This is a genomic window from Aeromonas sp. DNP9 (genome assembly GCF_001728955.1).
GTDB classification, from domain to species: Bacteria; Pseudomonadota; Gammaproteobacteria; order Enterobacterales; family Aeromonadaceae; genus Aeromonas; species Aeromonas veronii.
The window spans coordinates 178794-196544 of the sequence record NZ_LYSQ01000005.1; the positions used below are offsets into that span (position 1 = coordinate 178794).

The window sequence follows — 17751 nt, forward strand, 5'->3', positions numbered from 1 at the left end:
TGGACGTCGATGGCGGGCTCGCAGCCCATAACTCCTCCCCGATAGCCTGCACGACTCTTGCGCAGTGCTCGCGATCCATCTCTATTGCTCATATCGGCCACTCGCACCAGGAGCCGGACGCAGACTCTGTGAGCTATGCCCCTCTGGCCCATTGCTCGCTGTGCCATCATGGGAACAAGGCAGACAGATGACGAAAAGGAAGTCGTTATGTGGATCAATGCAGAACCCGTCAATGGCGCCCTGGTGTCGCTGGTCATCGGCCTGATCATCGGGCTGGAACGCGGCTGGCAGGTGCGCCAGCTGGGGGACAACCAGCGCATCGCCGGGATGCGCACCTACGGCCTCATCGGCCTGCTCGGCGGGGTCTGCGGTTTGCTGCTGCCGACTCTGGGCCCCTGGCTGCCGCTGCTCGGCCTGCTGGCGGTGGTGATCGGCTGCGGCCTCTCGGTCTGGCTGGCCCAGCGCTGGCAAGGGGAGTTCGGCCTCACCAGCTCGGTGGCCATGCTGCTCACCTATTTGCTGGGGCTGATGTCGGTGCTGCTGAGCCCGAGCGAGGCGGTGGCCTGCGCCGTGCTGGCCGCCCTGTTGATGGGGCTAAAGGGCAAGATCCAGCAGGGGATGCTGTTTCTCAGCGAGACCGAGTTTCACGCCACCCTGCGCTTTCTGCTTATCTCGCTGGTGCTGCTGCCGGTGCTGCCCAACGAGGAGATGGGGCCCCTCGATGCCTTCAACCCCTTCAAGATCTGGCTGATGGTGGTGGTGATCGCCGGCATCTCGTTTTGTGGCCACTTCGCGGTGCGTCTGCTCGGCACCCGCGCTGGGCTGGTGCTCACCAGCATACTGGCGGGATTGGCCTCCTCCACCGCCCTCACCCTGCAGTTTGCCCGCCTCAACAAGGAGCAGGGGGGGCTGGAGCGACTGCTGGCCACCGGCATCCTGCTGGCGGGGGCCACCATGTGGCTGCGGCTGCTGGTACTGGTGCTGCTGATTCACAGCGAACTGGCGATGCGCCTCGCCGCCCCGCTCGTGTTGCTGGCGACCACGGTCTACGGTTTTGCCTTCTGGTTCTGGCGCCAGCGCGAGGAGCTGACTGACGGCCCGGTACAGCCGGAAACCAGCAACCCGCTCGATCTGGCCACCGCCATCAAGTTCGGCCTGCTGCTGGCGCTGATCGGCTTTATGGCAACTCTGCTGCAAGACAAGGTAGGCAACTCCGGGGTCTATCTGCTGGCGTTGGTGTCAGGCATCACCGACGTGGACGCCATCACCTTGTCGCTCTCCCAGCTCTCCCACAAGGAGCTGGCGCTGGAGGTGGCGGCCCGCGGCATCCTGCTAGCCGGGCTGGTCAACTCGCTGGTGAAGGGGCTGCTGGCCCTCGGTATCGGCGGTCGCAGCCTGGGGCTGCGGGTGCTGCTCCCCTACTTCGTCTCGGCCCTGCTGATCCTGCCCCTCATCTGGCCGGCAGGATGACGGGGATCACCTGCCAGAAGTGACAGACTGACGCCCCTCCCGCTTGTCACGTATACTGCTCCCTCTTGCAGCATGAGGAGGTAGCAATGGCGAGCGACTGGGACAAGGTACTGGCTGGCGGGGCACTGGATAGCCAGAGCGAGGAGATAGCCAACGACCGGATCCGCGGTCAGGCGCTGCTGGCCCGGCTCAATGGTTCATCGGCGGGCGATGCCCCTCTGCGCCAGCAGATCTGCCGCGAACTGTTTGGCCACTGCCCCGACTCCTGCTGGATCAGCACGCCGTTTACCTGCGAATTTGGCCGCAACATCCATATCGGCGAGAAGACCTTCTTCAACTTCAACGTCACCATTCTCGACGTGGGCGAAGTGCACATCGGCAGCCATGTGCTGCTGGCCCCCAACGTGCAGATCTATACCGCCACCCACACAATGAACTATCTGGAGCGACGCAACTGGACCGCTTACAACAAACCGGTGCGGATCGGTGACGACTGCTGGATTGGCGGCGGCGCCATCATCTGCCCCGGCGTCACCATAGGGCCACGATCCATTATTGGCGCAGGCGCCGTGGTGACCCGCGACATCCCGGCCGACTCGGTGGCGGTGGGCAATCCGGCCAAGGTGATCCGCACCCTCAAGCAGGATGAGGAGCGCTGCTGGGAGTTGGCCCAGTGATGGTACTGGCGCTGCTGCCACTGGGCGCCGCCCTCTGGCTCGGCCTCGGCGAGCAGCAGTGGTGGCCGCTGGCCGCACTGCTGACCATGAGCCTGCTCACGGTGGCCGCCTACGCCTGGGACAAGCGGCAGGCGGTGCGGGGCGAGTGGCGCATTCCCGAATCGAGGCTCCATCTGCTGGAGCTGTGCGGCGGCTGGCCGGGGGCACTGGTGGCCCGCCAGTGGCTGCGTCACAAGACCCAGAAGCGCAGCTACCGGCTGGTCTTCTGGTTTATCGTGCTGCTGCACCTCACCCTGTGGGCACTCTGGGTCGGGCGGCCACTCTGGCAGCAATAGCTGTCTGCGTCACAAAGGGACAATGGGCCCCATTGCGGCCGCCCGGCGGCTGTGAGAAAACAGAGCAGATCTCATCAGCGTTTTCGCCGTCTATAGACGACAAGGAGTCGTGACATGACCATGTGGACAGGCATAGTCCTGATCGTATTTATCAGCGTATTGTTCGGATATCTCGGCAAACGGGCCCGCTATCAGATGGGGGATGCCCGCATCACCGACCGCCTCGGCAGGCAGGATATGATCATCAGAGAGTTGCAGGAGCGGATCGCCAATCTGGAGGCGATTGTCATCGAGGAAGAGAAACGGCGACCGTTCCGGGAGCTGTGATGTTTCACCGCCAGGTTTCAGATACAGAGAGGGCTGCATGATGCAGCCCTCTCTTGTTTGAACTGATTCAGATTGCCAACGGCAGCAACTCGGCATAGTCGCGGATCGCCGGAAAAGCGGTAATGCTCTGCTCCGGCTTGCAGCTATCCGGATTCTGGATCGCCAGCTGATAGCCGATACCATAGTCGGCGGCAGCCCGCAGGATCCGCTCGCTATCATCCACAAACAGGGTGCGGGCCGGCTCGAACGCCAGCCGCTGTGCCAGCGCCTGCCAGCAGAGCTGGCTCTCCTTCGACCAGCCCAGCTCGTGGGTACTCACCATCAGATCCAGATGGTCGCTCAGCCCCAGCTGCGCATCCTTCACCGACAGACTGGCGGGGTGGGCGTTGGTGAAAAGCACCAGCTGCTTGCCCGCGGCGCGTAGCGCGGCCAGAAAGGGGATGGCATGGGGGCGCCACTGGATCTTTGCCAGCAGCTCCTGCTTGAGGGCGCGAATGTCGAGCCCCAGGGTCTCGCTCCAGTAATCCACGCAGTACCAGTTGAGGGTGCCGTTGACGGCGTGATAGTGGACATCGATCTGCGCTTTGGCTTCATCCAGCGGCAGACCGAGCCGCTCGGCGTAACGCTCCGGCACCAGCTGCTGCCAGAGGTGGTTGTCAAAATGCAGATCGATCAGGGTGCCATCCATATCGAGCAAGACGGTGTCTATCTGGTGCCAGGGCAAGGTGGTAGCGCGGGAGTGTGGCATCGGGTCTCTTGATCGCGGATCTCGGAAAACGGGGCGGCAGTATAACGGATTTTTCCTCCCCCTTTGCCATCCCTGGCCCGTGGTGTTCGGTGTGAGAGTCGTTTACTCTTGAAGCACGATTTTTTAACGAGCAGCCAGCGTCCGATGAGCGACCCCCACAAGAGCAAACCCGAGCACATCTCAGCCGACCAACTGGATAACCCCAAGAGCAAACCGGAGATCCTCAAGGCCGAGATCGTGGCCGAGAGTCGGCTGTTCAGAGTGGAGTCCCTCCACCTCAAATTCTCCAACGGCGAAGAGCGGGTCTACGAGCGGATGCGCGGCGGCAATCGTGGCGCCGTCATGGTGGTGCCACTGTTCGATGCCCACACCCTGCTGCTGGTGCGCGAATATGCCGCGGGCACCCACTCCTACGAGCTGGGCTTTCCCAAGGGGCTGATCGACCCCGGTGAAGATGCCTTCGAGGCGGGCAACCGGGAGCTGATGGAGGAGGCAGGCTTTGGCGCCAACAGCCTCACCCTGCTCAAGGAGGTGTCGCTGGCGCCCGGTTACTTCTCCAGCCGGATGGACATTTTACTGGCGCGGGATCTCTTCCCCGAGCAGCGGATCGGCGACGAGCCCGAACCGCTGGAAGTGATCCCCTGGCCGCTGAACCGGATCGACGAATTGCTGGCGCGACCCGACTTCACCGAGTCGCGCAGCATCAGTGCCCTGCTCTTGGCCCAAAAGTGGCTGGCGGAGCAGGCAGAGTAGCCCGCAGACGGGCAGTTAACAGACAGAGGATAACGAGATGCAGGAGTTGTTGGCCTGGGTGCCGGGGGTCAAGGAGATTGCCCGCGAAGCCGGAAGGATCCTTCACGACATCTATCACGGCGGTCAGTTCGAGCGTCAGCTGAAGGAGGATGCGACCCCGGTCACCAGTGCCGATCTTGCTGCCGATGCCTACCTCAAACAGGCGCTCTCGGCGCTCACCCCCCATGTGCCGGTGCTGACCGAAGAGGCAGCCGACATCCCCTTCAGCCAGCGATCCAACTGGCGGCAGTACTGGCTGGTAGATCCCCTCGACGGCACCGGCGAATTTATCGCGGGCAGCGGCGACTTCGCCACCCTGATCGCCCTGGTGCGGGACAATGTGCCGGTGCTCGGGGTCATCTACGCGCCCGAGTCCAACGTGCTCTACTGGGCGGTGCGCGGCTACGGCGCCTTCAAGGAGGTGAATGGCGAGGTACTGCCCATCAGCGCCATGCATCACGAGCATGACCAGCCCGACTCGCTGGTGGTGGCTATCAGCCGCCGCCAGAAGCTGGAGAACCTCACCCGCCGCCTCAACCCGGCCATCAACTACGAGCTGATCCCGCTCGGCTCCAGCTCCCTCAAATCCTGTCTGGTAGCGGAAGGGGCGGCCGATTGCTACGTGCGGCTCGGCCCCACCGGCGAGTGGGACACCGCCGCCGCCCAGTGCATCGTCGAGGCAGCCGGTGGCCGTATCCTCAGCCTGGCGTTGCAGCCGCTCAGTTACAACGAAACCGAGTCGCTGGAGAACCCGGACTTTATCGTGATGGGGGATCCGGATCTCGCCTGGGGCAACATTCTGGCCCACTAGGCGGATAGAGCTAGCATCACACCAGACAAGCAGGCGGCCCGATGGCCGCCTGCTTTTTCAGGGAAGTTGCCCCGGGTGATGACCGGTGTGATCCGCTGGTCAAGGCGCTCTTGAACAGCGTGATACGCTGGCAAAGCGGCAAAATGATAGTGAAACATCACAATCGGTCGGCGAGAAATGGTGCGATTTTTCACGTAATTCTGAAAACACCTGATTAGCCAAAATAAAAAAATGGCAGTAGATCAAATTTTGGTTTGATATTTCACAAAAATCACCATTGTCAGTTTTGTTGCATTCTGTGATCCAGATTCCATTCCCAATCTCGCTGGCTAAACCCCGCAATGGCAGTGATATGTTTCAGTCTCGCCTTTTGAGAATTAAATCCCGATAAACCACAATTAACTCAGATTAAAACACTAACAAAAAGTGAATTAGTAATGAGTTTATCTGTAGAGGCTACCAAGGAGCTATCCGGTTCCTGCTCCACCACTGCCAGCACCACCCGCTGGCGCCGTCACGACACCCACTGGGTCATCAGCCTGTTTGGCACCGCCGTTGGCGCCGGTATCCTGTTCCTGCCCATCAATCTGGGTCTGGGCGGCATCTGGCCCCTCGTTATCGTCACAGTACTGGCAGGCCCCATGACCTTCCTCGCCCACCGCGGGCTGGCGCGCTTCGTGCTCTCCTCGTCACGCCCCCACGCCGACTTCACCGAAGTGGCGGAGGAGCATTTCGGCAAGATGGCCGGCCGCCTCATCTCGGCGCTCTACTTCCTCTCCATCTTCCCGATCCTGCTCATTTACGGGGTCGGCCTGACCAACACGGTGGAGAGCTTTATGGTCAACCAGCTCGGCATGGCGACCCCGGATCGGGTGATGCTCTCCGGCGTGCTGGTGTTTGCCATGATCGCCGTGATGCTGGCGGGTGAGAAGGCGATGCTGCGCGCCTTCGCCTTTATGGTCTATCCGCTCGCGGCCATTCTGGCGGCCCTCTCCTGCTACCTGATCCCTCAGTGGCAGTGGCCGGAAGTGACGGCGTTTGAAGGGGTCAGCTTCCTCAATACTGTCTGGCTGGCGCTGCCGGTCACCGTGTTCGCCTTCAGCCACGCCGCCGCCATCTCCGGTTTTGCCAACGTGCAGCGTCGTGAATATGGCGAACAGGCAGAAGCCAAGAGCGGCCTGATCCTGCGCAACACCACAGTGATGCTGGTGGGCTTCGTGCTGTTCTTCGTCTTCTCCTGCGTGCTGAGCCTCTCGCCAGCCCAGCTGGCCGAAGCCAAGGCCCAGAACGTCTCTGTGCTCTCCTATCTCGCCAACATCACCGACAACCCGGTGATCGTGACTCTGGGGCCGCTCATCGCCTTTATCGCCATCAGCTCCTCCTTCCTCGGCCACTTCCTCGGTGCCCGCGAGAGCCTGAAAAGCCTGATCGCCAAGCCCACCGGCCTGCCGCTGGCCAAGGCGGACAAGGTCGGCATCGCCCTGATGTTCTTCGCCATCTGGGGCGCCGCAGTGATCAACCCGGGCATTCTGGGGCTGATGGAGACCCTCTCCGGCCCGGTCATCGCCATGATCCTGTTCATCATGCCGGTGATTGCCATCTACAAGGTAGAGGCGCTGGCCCGCTTCCGTCACGGCTGGACCAACGGTTTTATCCTGCTGACCGGTTCGCTGGCAGTATCGGCGCTGCTCTTCAGCCTGTTGAAGTAACGACTCGCAGCAGAAAACAAAAAAGAGAGGCGACCTTGGGTCGCCTCTCTTCTCTCTGTTCGGGTGTGAATTCAGCCCAGCTTGGCGCCGTTCTCCACCGCCTGCTCGGGGATAGCCATCACCACTGCGCCATCCGGCCGATAGAAACCGGTCAGTAGAAACTCCGACTGAAACGGCCCTATCTGTTTGGTCGGGAAGTTGACTACGGCGATGATCTGGCGGCCCACCAGCTGCTCTGGCTGGTAGAGAGCGGTGATCTGGGCGCTGCTCTTGCGAATCCCCAGTTCGGGACCAAAATCCGCCCACACCTTGTAGGCCGGTTTGCGCGCCTCGGGGAACGGCTCGACCCGCACCAGGGTGCCCACCCGGAGCTCCACCATCTCGAAATCCTGCCAGCTAATCGTCTCCATTTCGGCTCCTGTTTATCGTGTACCTTGCATGACCCGCAGCATGGCCCAAAGAGAGCATCCCGTCTTCGGCGATCAGCCGTTTCGTTACGGCAGGTGGCCGTTTTGCTGGCGCCAGAGGGACGGAGTAAGCCCGGTCTCGGCCAGGAAGCGCTCGCTGAAGGCCCCCTGATTCTGGTAACCACAGAGGCTGGCAATCTCGCCGACGGGCAGTTGCGTACCGGCAAGCAGGGTACGCGCCAGCGCCATGCGTCGACTGCGAATGTAGTGGGAGACGCTCACGCCCAACTGCTGGCGAAAAGCGAGCTTGAACTGGCTCTGGCCAAGGCAGGCGATGGCGGCGAGTTGCTGATTGGTCAGCGGGGCGGCAAGGTTGGCCTCGATATGGCGCTGCACCTTGAGGATGCGGGCGGCAAGACGCGGAGTGGCAGTGCTCTGCATCCCCTGCCCTTCAGCCAGCAGGGAGAGCCACACCTGCTCCATGCCCGCCACCTGCCGCCCCTCGGCCACCATGCGGTGCAGAAAAGCGAGGTAGTGGCGCTGGGGCTCATCCAGCTCGATAAAGGGGCAGGCCGCCAGATCGCCGGGCAGCCAGTCGCTCTCCTGCACCAGAAACGAAAGCGCCGGATCGGCGGCATAATCGTGCCGCTCGCCGGGAGCGATGACGCAGACAGAACCGGGGGCAAGCCTGCGCCCCCGGCCCTGCACCTCGATCTCGAGGGGGCCGTCGAGGGGGATCACCAGCTGGGCAAAGTCGTGGCTATGACTGCAGACATGGTGGTGATAGTGGCGCAGGCTGAAGCGGGACATGGCAGATAGCAATGACGCGGCCAGGGCCGCGTCATTGGGGGTTATTCCTTGTCGAAATCTTCGATCTCTTTGCCCAGCGCTTCCATGATGGCGCGCGCTTCGGCCGGGACACTGTCCGGTTGATCCTTGCGCAAGTCTTCGTCGCAAGGGAGCGGCTGGCCGGTGAAAGCGTGCAGGAAGGCTTCACAGAGCAGCTCGCTGTTGGTCGCATGACGCAGGTTGTTCACCTGACGGCGGGTGCGCTCATCGGTCAACACTTTCAACACCTTGAGCGGGATCGAGACGGTAATCTTCTTGACCTGTTCGCTCTTCTTACCGTGTTCCGCGTAGGGGCTGACGTAGTCGCCGTTCCACTCTGTTCCCATGACTCACCTGTTCTCATTTAGCCGTGAGCGCGGATTTTAACCCTTAAGGAAATTAATGGCAATCCAACAGCAAAGCCATTTAGACGTCTAGAAGTGTTGACGGCTTTTTTAAGCTGGCGTAGTGTGGTTGTCCATGAGCCCGCAATGGCGGGATGGCGCGTGGCAGCAAGATGCCGGCGTGTAAAGAGACATCAAGGAGAGTGATATGACCCACAAGGCTACCCTGGCGGTTCGCACCGGGATTGAGACAGACCAGCAACACGGTGCCGTGGTGCCCCCCATCTACCTCTCCAGCAACTACACCTTTGCCGACTTTGGCGAGCCCCGTCAATACGATTATGCCCGCTCCGGCAATCCGACCCGCACCAATCTGGCGGACGCGCTGGCGGCGCTGGAAGGGGGCGCAGGCGCCGTGGTTACCGGTACCGGCATGGGCGCCGTCCATCTGGTCACCACAGCCCTGCTCAAGGCGGGGGATCTGCTGCTCGCCCCCCACGACTGCTACGGCGGCACCTGGCGTCTGTTTGAGTATCTGGCGGCCAAGGGCCACTACCGGGTGCAGTTTGTCGATCAGGGGGATGAGGCCGCACTGGCCGCCGCGCTGGCCCTGAAGCCTGCGCTGGTATGGGTCGAGACCCCCTCCAACCCGCTGCTGCGGGTGGTGGATATCAGCGCCATTGCCAGCGCCGCCCACGAGGTGGGTGCGCAGGTGGTGGTGGACAACACCTTCCTCTCCCCCCTGCTGCAACAGCCGCTCGCACTTGGTGCCGACGTAGTGGTGCACTCCACCACCAAGTACATCAACGGTCACTCAGACGTGGTGGGCGGAGTGGCGATTGCCAAAGAGGCCACACTGGCCGAGTCGCTGGTGTGGTGGGCCAACTGTCTGGGGCTCACCTCCGGGGCGTTCGACTCCTACCTCACCCTGCGCGGCCTGCGCACTCTGGCCCCCAGATTGCGCACCCATCAGGAGAACACCGATTGCATCCTCGCCTTCCTGCAACAGCAGCCACTGGTGAAACGCATCTATCACCCCAGCCTGCCGAGCCATCCGGGCCACGATATTGCGCGCCGTCAACAGTCCGGCTTCGGCGCCATGCTAAGTTTTGAACTCGATTGCAGCGAGGCAGGCATTCGCGCCTTCCTCGCGGCCCTCACCCTCTTCTCGGTGGCCGAGTCCCTCGGCGGGGTGGAGAGTCTGGTGGCCCATCCGGCCAGCATGACTCACAGGGCCATGACCCCGGTGGCGCAGCAGGCAGCAGGCATCAGCGCCCAGCTGCTGCGGTTGTCGGTCGGTATTGAACACGGTGAAGACCTGGTGGCCGATCTGGCTCAGGCTTTTGAACAGGCGCAGCAGGCAGAACAGGTAGCGAAGTAATGGAACAGCAGCAACAAGGAGAGATCGCGGTGGCCACAGAAGCAGGATTGAAGCGACGTCACGTCCACAAATTTGGTGGCAGCAGTCTGGCGGATCCGGTCTGTTATCGCCGGGTCGCCAGTATCGTTGAACAACAGGTGGGCGGGGATGAACTGATCGTGGTCTCCGCCGCCGGCAAGACCACCAACCGGCTGATCCAGCTGGTGGAGCTGGCCGAAGCGGGGGACGAAGCCGCAGGTGAAGCCATCTCGGCCCTGCAGGCCTATCAGCAGAGCCTGATCGACGGCCTGCTGGAGGGCGAGCTACAGCTTGATCTGAGCAAGCAGCTGGCCGACGACATGCAGCTGATCGCCAAAACCCTGGAGGGACAGTTTGACCGCTTCGCCCGCAACGGACTGCTCGCCTTTGGCGAAGTGTGGTCGGCGCGCCTGCTGGCGGCCCTGCTCACCAGCCGCGGCGACAAGGCTATCTGGCTCGATGCCCGCAGTTTCCTGCGCGCCGAGGATGGCGCTCTGGTCAAGGTGGATACCGCCCTCTCCAGCGAACTGCTCAAGGCGCGGCTGGCGGAGCATGCCGGTCGCATCGTGGTAACCGGCTTTATCGCCGCCGACATGGAGGGGCGCTCCCTGCTGCTCGGTCGCAATGGATCCGACTACAGCGCCAGCCTGTTGGCCCTGCTGGCGGACGGCGAATCCACCACCATCTGGAGCGACGTAGCCGGGGTCTACAGCGCCGACCCGCGTCGGGTGAAAGAAGCGCGCCTGCTGGAGCGGCTGAGCCTCGCGGAAGCCAACGAGCTGGCCCGTCTTGGCTCCTCGGTGCTGCACTCGCGCACCCTGCAACCGGTGGCCGACAGCCGCCAGCGCCTCACTTTACGCTGCAGCTACAACCCGGACGAGGGCTGCACCCATATCCTGCGCCGCGCCCCCCGCTCCGGTGGCGCCCGCATCGTCTCCTCGGTGGATCAGATCGCCCTCATTGAGCTGAAAGTGCTGCCGCAAACCAACTACGAGCAGACGGTGGCCACCATCGAGGCCCATCTGGCCCGTCACCGTCTCAACCCGCTCACCCTGCAGCGCCAGCCGGATCGCCGGATCCTGCGCCTCGCCTACACCCTTGAGGTAGCACAGGGCGCCTTCGAGCTGCTGCGCGACTTCCAGCTGCAAGGGAGCTTCACTGGCCTCATCCAGAAAGAGGGGTACAGTCTGGTGGCGCTGGTCGGCGCCGGTGTCACCGACAACGCAGAACAGTGTCATCGCTTCTATCAGCTGCTGGCAGATCAACCACTGGAGTTCGTCCAAGTGGCCCGAGATGGCCTGAGTCTGGTGGCCGTGCTGCGTCAGGTAGTGCTGGAGCCGCTGCTCATCGCCCTGCACAGCGCCCTCTTCAGCCGCCCGACCCGGGTCGGACTGGTCGTGTTCGGCAAGGGCAATATCGGCGGCCACTGGCTGAGCCTCTACGCCCGTGAAAAGGCACGGCTCGAACATGAACTCAATCTGGCGCTCACCCTCTACGGGGTGTTCAGCTCGGAAGGGGGCCTGCTGGATGAAGAGGGACTCAACCCCCTCAAGGTACAGGACAACTTCAATCCCAAGCCGCTGATCTGGCCGGAGTTGCTCTCCCAGCTTGAGCAGCACGGCTTCGACGCGCTGATTGCGCTGGACATGACCGCCAGCGAAACGGTGAGCCGCTACTATCCGGATTTTGCCCAGCTCGGCATTCACATCATCGCCGCCAACAAGTTTGCCGGTGCCGCCGACAGCGAGTTCTACCAGCGCATCAAGCAGACCAGCCGTGACCATCAGGTGCAGTGGCGCTACAACGCCACCGTGGGCGCCGGGCTGCCAATCCAGTCCAGCATCCAGATGCTGCGCCAGAGCGGCGACCGCATTCAGGGGGTCTCCGGCATCTTCTCCGGCACCCTCTCCTGGCTGTTCCAGCAGTATGACGGCACTCGCCCCTTCTCCGAGCTGGTGGACGAGGCGTGGCAGCACGGCCTGACCGAACCGGATCCCCGCGAGGATCTCTCCGGTCAGGATGTGCGGCGCAAGCTGCTCATTCTGGCGCGGGAGGCGGGCTTCGAGCTCGACTCCGCCGATATCGAGCTGGAGAATCTGGTGCCCGTCACGCTGCGCAAGGTGACCGCCGATCAGTTCATGGACAGACTGAAAGAGCTGGATGGCCCGATCCAGACCGCCTTCGAAGGGGCCAAGCGCCTCGGCAAGGTACTGCGCTACGTGGCTCGCTTTGAGCATGACGGCAAGGCGCGGGTCGGACTGGAGGCGCTGGAGCCCCACCACCCGTTTGCCAACCTCTTGCCGTGCGACAACATCTTCGCCATCGAGAGCGACAGCTACCGCACCAACCCGTTGGTGATCCAGGGGCCGGGGGCGGGTCGGGAAGTGACCGCCGCCGCTATCCAGTACGATCTGTGGCAGATCTGCGCCAGCCTCTAAGGCTGATATGCAAAGGGAGCTGCACCTCAGCTCCCGCGACAATAAAAAGCCCGAGTCGATGACTCGGGCTTTTTGCTGAATGCAGCTTCGATTAGGAGAAGCAGGCCTGCAGCACGTAGAAGATCGCGATAGCCAGGATGGCACCGGCAGGCAGAGTGATGATCCAGGAGACCACGATGTTGCGCAGTACCCCCAGGTTCAGCGCCGCAATGCCGCGCGCCAGACCGACACCCATCACAGCACCGACTAGGGTCTGGGTGGTGGAGATGGGCAGACCGGTACCGGAGGCAATCACCACTGTCGCGGCGGTCGCCAGCTGGGCGGCGAAGCCACGGCTCGGGGTCAGGTGAGTGATGCCGGTACCGACCGTCGCCATCACCTTCTCGCCCATGGTCGCCAGACCGATCACAATACCGATACCGCCCAGCGGCAGGATCCACCAAGCAATGGCAGCCTGACCGGAAATCTCGCCACCGGAAGCCACGATAGAGGCCACCGCAGAGAGCGGGCCAATGGCGTTGGCAACGTCGTTGGAACCGTGGGCAAAGGCCATGGCACAGGCAGTGATCACCATCAGGATGCCGAACACCTTCTCCACGTTGGCGAAGTGCATCTTGCTGTCATCCTGCGGGTTGTACTTCTGGCCGCGAATGTAGATCCAGCCGGCAAACGCCACTGCGATGGAGATGGCGATGGAGAGCAGAATGCCCTCGCCATCGCTCAGGTGCAGACCGACGTGGGTCAGCCCCTTCTTGATGGTCACCAGACAGATCACCAGCGCAGTCAGGAACATGTAGAACGGCACATAGCGCTTGGCGTTGTTCAGGGGATCATCGGTGTTGAAGATAAGCTTCTGCACGCTGATGAACATGAAGTAGGCGATGACACCGGAGATGGCCGGGGTGATGACCCAGGAGCCGACGATGCCGCCAAACTTGCTCCACTGCACCGCCTCCGGGCCAATGCTGACCACAGCGAAACCGACGATGGCGCCGATGATGGAGTGAGTGGTGGAAACAGGCCAGCCGAAGTAGGAGGCGAGGATCAACCAGGCGCCTGCCGCCAGCAGGGAGGCGATCATGCCGAGCACCAACAGATCCGGGCTATCGACAAACGCATTGCTGTCGATGATGCCGTTACGGATGGTGGCCGTCACTTCGCCACCGGCCAGATAGGCACCGGCAAATTCGAAGATCATGGCAATGATGATCGCCTGACGGATGGTCAGTGATTTGGTGCCGACCGATGTTCCCATGGCGTTGGCCACGTCATTCGCGCCAATGCCCCAAGCCATCAAAAAGCCGAACAAGGCCGCCACGAGCACCAGAGTGGTGCCGTAATTCGCGATAATGTCCATTAGTAGTGTTTACCCAGTCAGTCGATTACGAACGAGCCAGCATCAGTTCCAGACGGGCGCCTACGCGCTCAGCCTGATCTGCCAGGTCACCTACCCATTCGAGGATCTTGTAAAGGAACATCACATCGATCGGATTGTAATTGTGCTCAACAGCTTGCAGCTGTTGGCGCAGTCCGATCTGCATGGTGTCTGTATCGTCCTCGATCAGATCCAGCTGGTGGATCATCTCGGCAACCATTTCCACTTCCCGTCCTTTGAAGCCGGTCTCAAGCAGCTCGTCGAGCTCCCCGATCGCTTTCTCGGCCTGAGCGGTCGCATCAATACAACGTTTGAGGTAAGCCATGAAATCCGTCCGCATTTCGGCGGGGAACTCCATGCGACGACCAAGCATGCGGCCGGAGATATCCTTGGCACGGTTGGCAATCTTGTCTTGCTGGGTCAACAGCTCCAGCAGGTCGGTACGTGCAACCGGCAGGAACAGGCCGCGAGGCAGTTTCAGACGGATTTCACGCTTGAGGGTATCTGCCTCTTTTTCCAGTTGGGCGATCTGCTGCCGGATCTTCTCGGCATCTTCCCAACGGTCTTCGGCAACGGCGTCAAAGAAGGGAACCAACTGCTGTGAGCACTGGTGAACCTTGACGATATGCTTCTGCAGCGGCTTGATGGGGGACTTGGCAAAAAGCCCCAAAATAGTATTTACTGGCATGGCCAAACCTGTGTCGGTGAAAAAACACTCGATACGATTTTATGAGGCGCGCATGGTAACCGAACTGCGCCCTCAATTAAACCGCGAATTAATCTAGTCGTCTCGCGGGCATTATATCCCCGCGACCCGAATCCTGCCCCCCAAAGTTGTCTGCCAGCCCGGAATGACTATGCAAACTGAGATCGAGATAAAGTTTTTTGTCGCCAGCGACATTCAACCCGAGTTATCCAACCTGCTGAATTCTCTTGAGATTAAAGAATCGTCACAACAGCAGCTCGGCAACGTCTATTTCGATACGCCGACCCTGGCTCTGCGCCAGCTGGAGATGGGACTGCGGATCCGCCGCTGCGATGCCTTCGCCGAGCAGACCATCAAATGCCGTGGCCAGGTGGTGGGCGGCCTGCATGCCAGACCTGAGTACAACGCCCCAGTCAGCGGCGATCTGCCGACCCTCTCGGCCTTTCCCGATGAGATTTGGCCAACCCTGAGCGAGCGCGACCACATTCAGCAGCAGCTGGTCGCCCAGTTTCGCACCGACTTCCTGCGCCGCCACTGGCTGATCGCCTTCGAGGGGGCCGAGATTGAGCTGGCCTGGGATCAGGGAGAGATAGTCGGCAGTCAAGGCAGCACCACCATCAACGAGCTGGAACTGGAGCTCAAATCAGGCGCTACCGCGGCGCTGTTTGCACTGGCCCAACGCCTCGCCGGGAGCGGCGGGCTGCGCCTTGGCGCCCAATCCAAGGCCCTGCGCGGCTATCGACTGGCTGGTCTTGGCAAACCGCTGGCCCTGCAGGCGCTGGTCGAACATGAAGGTATGGATGGCACAACGGGGGTAAGCGAGGGGCTGCGCCACTGGCAGCATCACGAGCAGGTCTGGCTGGAGCATCCTCAGGATAAAGGCGTTCAACAGCAGGCACTCGCAGCCCTGTGCCAAGGGATCGATCTGCTCGCCCGCACTGCGGCCACGCTGCCACAACCCGCACCTTGGCTGCCAGCACTGACCAGCCTGCACGCCCATCTGCAAGCCCAATCGGACGAGCAAAACGAGTGGCCTGCCGAGCTGGCCGATCTCTTCCTCTATCCGGCATATGTCGAGTTGCAGCTGGCCATCGCCGCCTGGCTGCATCACGCAGCCAGAGTGGTGCGATGTCGTAAATAAAGGCCAGAAACAAAAGCTGAAAACAAAACGGGTGAGCCTTGGCTCACCCGTTTTGCATTACAGCAGGTTGAGCTGCTGCATGGCGCTGCGAATGCGCTCGCGAGTCGCCTCCGACAGTGGCATCACCGGCAGACGGCACTCCTCGCTGCAGAAACCGAGCAGGGAAGCGGCAAATTTGGCACCAGCCGGGCTCGGCTCGGCAAACATCGCCTGATGGAGCGGAATCAGCTTGTCTTGCAGCTCACGCGCTTCTTGCCACTTGCCAGCCAGCGCCAAATTTTGAACCTCGGCCACCAGCTTGGGGGCCACGTTGGCGGTCACAGAGATACAGCCCTGACCGCCGCCGATGTTGTAAGCAACCGCAGTGGCATCCTCACCGGAGAGCCAGGCGAAGGGCTTTTTGATCAGCTGGCGCTCGGTCCAGGGGCGGGCCAGATCGCCAGTCGCGTCTTTCACCCCGGCAATGCGCGGCAGCTCGGCCAGACGGGCCAGGGTCGCCGGTTGCACGTCAACGATTGCACGCGGCGGGATGTTGTAGACGATGATCGGCTTGGCGGTCGCATCGTGTACCGCCTTGAAGTGGTGGTAGAGCCCCTCCTGATTGGGGCGGTTGTAGTAACCGGCCACATGCAGGGTGGCATCGGCGCCCACCCGCTCGGCATGGAGGGTGTACTCGATGGCTTCGACCGGATTGTTGGAGCCCGCTCCGGCAATAACCGGAATACGGCCAGCGACCTGTTTGACCACCAGCTCCACCACCCGGCAGTGCTCATCGTGGGTCAGGGTCGGGCTCTCACCCGTGGTGCCTACCGGCACAATGCCGTGAGTACCCTGTTCAATATGCCACTCAACCAGACGCAGTAGCGCCTCTTCATCCAGCTTTCCCTGTCGAAACGGGGTGATCAACGCAACGATTGAACCTTGAAACATGGGATCTCCTTCTCCTAAATGACGCGCATATGGCAATAAAAAACCCCGGTACGATGTGCGCAACCGGGGTTTGAAGCTTCTCAGGGATGAGAGGTTACGCGCGAACGTCGGCAGGCCCGAATTTCAGGCTTTTTTTGTGCTTTCGTTTCAACCCGTTGAACCGCATTTCGTCATCTCTGGTCAAAAAATGGTGTCTGGGCATATTTCGGGAACACGGCATAAATGTCAAGGCGAAAGGGGCTATGTATAATGGCCGCCCAAAATTGCGTGGAGAGACCCGATGAGCAGCCCAATCAGTGCCGTCAGCCAGATGCTGGAACGAAACCAAGCCCTCTTTGTCGGCAAGCGGCTACTTGTCTGTGGCGCGCTGGAGGATGACTACCCCCGCCAGCTGGCAAGCCTGGCCCGGACACTGACCGTCTTTACCACCGATTACTGCTACTACCGCAGCCAGCAGGCCGCCCTCGACGAGGCGATCCTGTTCGACCACCAGCTCGGTGGCGCCCCGCGCTTCGATGCCCTGTTGCTGCTGATGCCCAAGGCCAAGGCCGAGGCACAATATCTGCTGGCCATGATGACCCCCTTGCTGGAAGCGGGTGCCGACCTGTTCCTGGCCGGTGAAAACCGCGGCGGCATCAATGGCGCCGACAAGCTGCTGGCCCCCTATGGCGAAAAGCCGATCAAGCGCGATTCGGCGCGCCGCTGCTCTCTCTATCATGGTGAGCTGAGCAAGCCGGTTGAACCTTTCAATCTGGATAGCTGGTTTGGTCGCTACCAGTGCAAGGCCGGTGATACCGAGCTGACCGTGCTGGCGCTGCCCGGCGTCTTCAGCGCCACCGAGCTGGATCTCGGCACCCAGATTCTGCTGGCCGCCGTGCCACCGATGAAGGGCGAGCTGCTCGATTTCGGTTGTGGCGCCGGGGTGATTGGGTCCGTGCTTGCCAAGCGCAATCCGGATCTGCAGGTCAACATGGTGGATATCAGCGCACTGGCACTCGAATCGAGCCGCCGCACCCTGGCGATCAACGGTCTGCAGGGCAAGGTCACCGCTTCCGATGTCTACTCGGATGTCTCCACCCGTTTCCAGCACATCGTCTCCAACCCGCCATTCCATGCGGGTCTCAAAACCTTCTATGCGGCAACCGAGCAGTTCCTGGCCAAGGCGCCGGAATTTTTGCTGCCAAATGGTTCGCTGACCATTGTTGCCAACGCCTTCTTGCGCTACCAGCCTATACTGGAGACACACTTCAAACGGACTGAAGTGATCAGCAGTGATGCCAAATTCAAGGTCTATCTGAGCAAAATGTAAATAAG

The 17751-nt window shown here is 61.6% G+C and carries 18 protein-coding genes; 11 read left to right on the forward strand and 7 right to left on the reverse strand.

The features are described 5' to 3' along the window. The first annotated feature begins 207 nt into the window (after positions 1–207). The 4 genes from A9G06_RS05190 (at position 208) to A9G06_RS05205 (ending at position 2809) form a co-directional block, all read left to right on the forward strand. Positions 208–1470 carry a DUF4010 domain-containing protein gene (locus A9G06_RS05190; RefSeq protein ID WP_069554485.1) on the forward strand — a complete coding sequence of 421 codons (1263 nt, stop codon included), beginning with the start codon at positions 208–210 and terminating at the stop codon, positions 1468–1470. 86 nt (positions 1471–1556) lie between these two features. Then, positions 1557–2147, forward strand: a complete 591-nt coding sequence (locus A9G06_RS05195) for a sugar O-acetyltransferase (protein ID WP_069554486.1) — start codon at positions 1557–1559, stop codon at positions 2145–2147. Continuing rightward, entirely contained in the window at positions 2144–2482 is a 339-nt protein-coding gene (locus tag A9G06_RS05200; RefSeq protein WP_069554487.1) for a DUF1294 domain-containing protein, read from the forward strand. Before A9G06_RS05195 ends, A9G06_RS05200 begins: the two co-directional genes overlap by 4 nt. A 114-nt stretch (positions 2483–2596) precedes the next feature. Beyond that, complete coding sequence (locus A9G06_RS05205; RefSeq protein WP_041209029.1) at positions 2597–2809, forward strand: hypothetical protein; 213 nt, start codon at positions 2597–2599, stop codon at positions 2807–2809. Between the two features lie 67 nt (positions 2810–2876). On the opposite strand, the gene yrfG is transcribed toward A9G06_RS05205, so the two are convergent. Next, positions 2877–3557, reverse strand: a complete 681-nt coding sequence (gene yrfG / locus A9G06_RS05210) for a GMP/IMP nucleotidase (protein WP_069554488.1) — start codon at positions 3555–3557, stop codon at positions 2877–2879. A 144-nt stretch (positions 3558–3701) separates the two neighbouring features. On the opposite strand from yrfG, the gene nudE reads away from it, so the two are divergent. The 3 genes from nudE to A9G06_RS05225 all read left to right on the forward strand — a co-directional run bounded on the left by nudE (position 3702) and on the right by A9G06_RS05225 (position 6869). Beyond that, the gene (nudE, locus tag A9G06_RS05215; protein ID WP_069554489.1) at positions 3702–4310 is read left to right on the forward strand and encodes an ADP compounds hydrolase NudE; all 609 of its coding nucleotides are present in this window, start codon (positions 3702–3704) and stop codon (positions 4308–4310) included. A gap of 37 nt (positions 4311–4347) precedes the next feature. Continuing rightward, positions 4348–5160 carry a 3'(2'),5'-bisphosphate nucleotidase CysQ gene (gene cysQ, locus A9G06_RS05220; RefSeq protein ID WP_005357849.1) on the forward strand — a complete coding sequence of 271 codons (813 nt, stop codon included), beginning with the start codon at positions 4348–4350 and terminating at the stop codon, positions 5158–5160. Positions 5161–5597: 437 nt separating this feature from the next. Further along, the gene (locus A9G06_RS05225; RefSeq protein WP_069554490.1) at positions 5598–6869 is read left to right on the forward strand and encodes an aromatic amino acid transport family protein; all 1272 of its coding nucleotides are present in this window, start codon (positions 5598–5600) and stop codon (positions 6867–6869) included. A 71-nt stretch (positions 6870–6940) separates the two neighbouring features. Here the strand turns inward: A9G06_RS05225 and A9G06_RS05230 are convergent, their stop codons facing one another. From A9G06_RS05230 to metJ, 3 genes are all read right to left on the reverse strand, one after another. Beyond that, positions 6941–7279: a tRNA-binding protein gene (locus A9G06_RS05230; RefSeq protein ID WP_033113988.1), complete on the reverse strand. Its 339-nt coding sequence runs from the start codon at positions 7277–7279 to the stop codon at positions 6941–6943. Between the two features lie 84 nt (positions 7280–7363). Continuing rightward, on the reverse strand, positions 7364–8086 hold the full coding sequence (locus tag A9G06_RS05235) for an AraC family transcriptional regulator (RefSeq protein ID WP_069554491.1): 723 nt from the start codon (positions 8084–8086) through the stop codon (positions 7364–7366). A 41-nt stretch (positions 8087–8127) separates the two neighbouring features. Further along, positions 8128–8451, reverse strand: a complete 324-nt coding sequence (gene metJ / locus A9G06_RS05240; RefSeq protein ID WP_005340251.1) for a met regulon transcriptional regulator MetJ — start codon at positions 8449–8451, stop codon at positions 8128–8130. 205 nt (positions 8452–8656) lie between these two features. On the opposite strand from metJ, the gene metB reads away from it, so the two are divergent. Together metB and A9G06_RS05250 are read left to right on the forward strand one after the other, a co-directional pair. Continuing rightward, positions 8657–9829, forward strand: coding sequence for a cystathionine gamma-synthase (metB, locus tag A9G06_RS05245; protein ID WP_069554492.1), 1173 nt, complete (start codon positions 8657–8659; stop codon positions 9827–9829). Continuing rightward, on the forward strand, positions 9829–12285 hold the full coding sequence (locus tag A9G06_RS05250) for a bifunctional aspartate kinase/homoserine dehydrogenase II (protein ID WP_069554493.1): 2457 nt from the start codon (positions 9829–9831) through the stop codon (positions 12283–12285). Before metB ends, A9G06_RS05250 begins: the two co-directional genes overlap by 1 nt. Positions 12286–12376: 91 nt before the next feature. Here A9G06_RS05250 and A9G06_RS05255 read toward each other — a convergent pair whose 3' ends face one another. Beyond that, a complete protein-coding gene (locus A9G06_RS05255; protein WP_069554494.1) occupies positions 12377–13642 on the reverse strand; it encodes an inorganic phosphate transporter in 1266 nt (421 codons plus the stop codon). Positions 13643–13667: 25 nt separating this feature from the next. Then, positions 13668–14348 carry a TIGR00153 family protein gene (locus A9G06_RS05260; protein ID WP_005340244.1) on the reverse strand — a complete coding sequence of 227 codons (681 nt, stop codon included), beginning with the start codon at positions 14346–14348 and terminating at the stop codon, positions 13668–13670. A gap of 169 nt (positions 14349–14517) precedes the next feature. Here A9G06_RS05260 and A9G06_RS05265 point away from each other — a divergent pair, with 169 nt between their 5' ends. Beyond that, positions 14518–15507, forward strand: coding sequence for an inorganic triphosphatase (locus A9G06_RS05265; RefSeq protein WP_069554495.1), 990 nt, complete (start codon positions 14518–14520; stop codon positions 15505–15507). Positions 15508–15564: 57 nt separating this feature from the next. Here the strand turns inward: A9G06_RS05265 and dapA are convergent, their stop codons facing one another. Further along, positions 15565–16437 (reverse strand): 4-hydroxy-tetrahydrodipicolinate synthase, encoded by an 873-nt coding sequence (gene dapA / locus A9G06_RS05270; protein ID WP_069554496.1) that lies wholly within the window; start codon positions 16435–16437, stop codon positions 15565–15567. 280 nt (positions 16438–16717) lie between these two features. Between dapA and rsmC the strand changes: the two genes are divergently transcribed. After that, positions 16718–17746 carry a 16S rRNA (guanine(1207)-N(2))-methyltransferase RsmC gene (gene rsmC, locus A9G06_RS05275; RefSeq protein WP_069554497.1) on the forward strand — a complete coding sequence of 343 codons (1029 nt, stop codon included), beginning with the start codon at positions 16718–16720 and terminating at the stop codon, positions 17744–17746. Positions 17747–17751: the final 5 nt, after the last annotated feature.

What these genes read in the sequence shown, in the direction of transcription:
- metJ (WP_005340251.1), bottom strand. Translation starts at nt 8,451, where the DNA reads ATGGGAACAGAGTGGAACGGCGACTACGTCAGCCCCTACGCGGAACAC.
- nudE (WP_069554489.1), top strand. Translation starts at nt 3,702, where the DNA reads ATGAGCGACCCCCACAAGAGCAAACCCGAGCACATCTCAGCCGACCAA.
- rsmC (WP_069554497.1), top strand. Translation starts at nt 16,718, where the DNA reads ATGAGCAGCCCAATCAGTGCCGTCAGCCAGATGCTGGAACGAAACCAA.
- A9G06_RS05235 (WP_069554491.1), bottom strand. Translation starts at nt 8,086, where the DNA reads ATGTCCCGCTTCAGCCTGCGCCACTATCACCACCATGTCTGCAGTCAT.
- A9G06_RS05265 (WP_069554495.1), top strand. Translation starts at nt 14,518, where the DNA reads ATGCAAACTGAGATCGAGATAAAGTTTTTTGTCGCCAGCGACATTCAA.
- A9G06_RS05255 (WP_069554494.1), bottom strand. Translation starts at nt 13,642, where the DNA reads ATGGACATTATCGCGAATTACGGCACCACTCTGGTGCTCGTGGCGGCC.
- A9G06_RS05205 (WP_041209029.1), top strand. Translation starts at nt 2,597, where the DNA reads ATGACCATGTGGACAGGCATAGTCCTGATCGTATTTATCAGCGTATTG.
- dapA (WP_069554496.1), bottom strand. Translation starts at nt 16,437, where the DNA reads ATGTTTCAAGGTTCAATCGTTGCGTTGATCACCCCGTTTCGACAGGGA.
- metB (WP_069554492.1), top strand. Translation starts at nt 8,657, where the DNA reads ATGACCCACAAGGCTACCCTGGCGGTTCGCACCGGGATTGAGACAGAC.
- cysQ (WP_005357849.1), top strand. Translation starts at nt 4,348, where the DNA reads ATGCAGGAGTTGTTGGCCTGGGTGCCGGGGGTCAAGGAGATTGCCCGC.
- A9G06_RS05230 (WP_033113988.1), bottom strand. Translation starts at nt 7,279, where the DNA reads ATGGAGACGATTAGCTGGCAGGATTTCGAGATGGTGGAGCTCCGGGTG.
- yrfG (WP_069554488.1), bottom strand. Translation starts at nt 3,557, where the DNA reads ATGCCACACTCCCGCGCTACCACCTTGCCCTGGCACCAGATAGACACC.
- A9G06_RS05190 (WP_069554485.1), top strand. Translation starts at nt 208, where the DNA reads ATGTGGATCAATGCAGAACCCGTCAATGGCGCCCTGGTGTCGCTGGTC.
- A9G06_RS05195 (WP_069554486.1), top strand. Translation starts at nt 1,557, where the DNA reads ATGGCGAGCGACTGGGACAAGGTACTGGCTGGCGGGGCACTGGATAGC.
- A9G06_RS05250 (WP_069554493.1), top strand. Translation starts at nt 9,829, where the DNA reads ATGGAACAGCAGCAACAAGGAGAGATCGCGGTGGCCACAGAAGCAGGA.
- A9G06_RS05260 (WP_005340244.1), bottom strand. Translation starts at nt 14,348, where the DNA reads ATGCCAGTAAATACTATTTTGGGGCTTTTTGCCAAGTCCCCCATCAAG.
- A9G06_RS05225 (WP_069554490.1), top strand. Translation starts at nt 5,598, where the DNA reads ATGAGTTTATCTGTAGAGGCTACCAAGGAGCTATCCGGTTCCTGCTCC.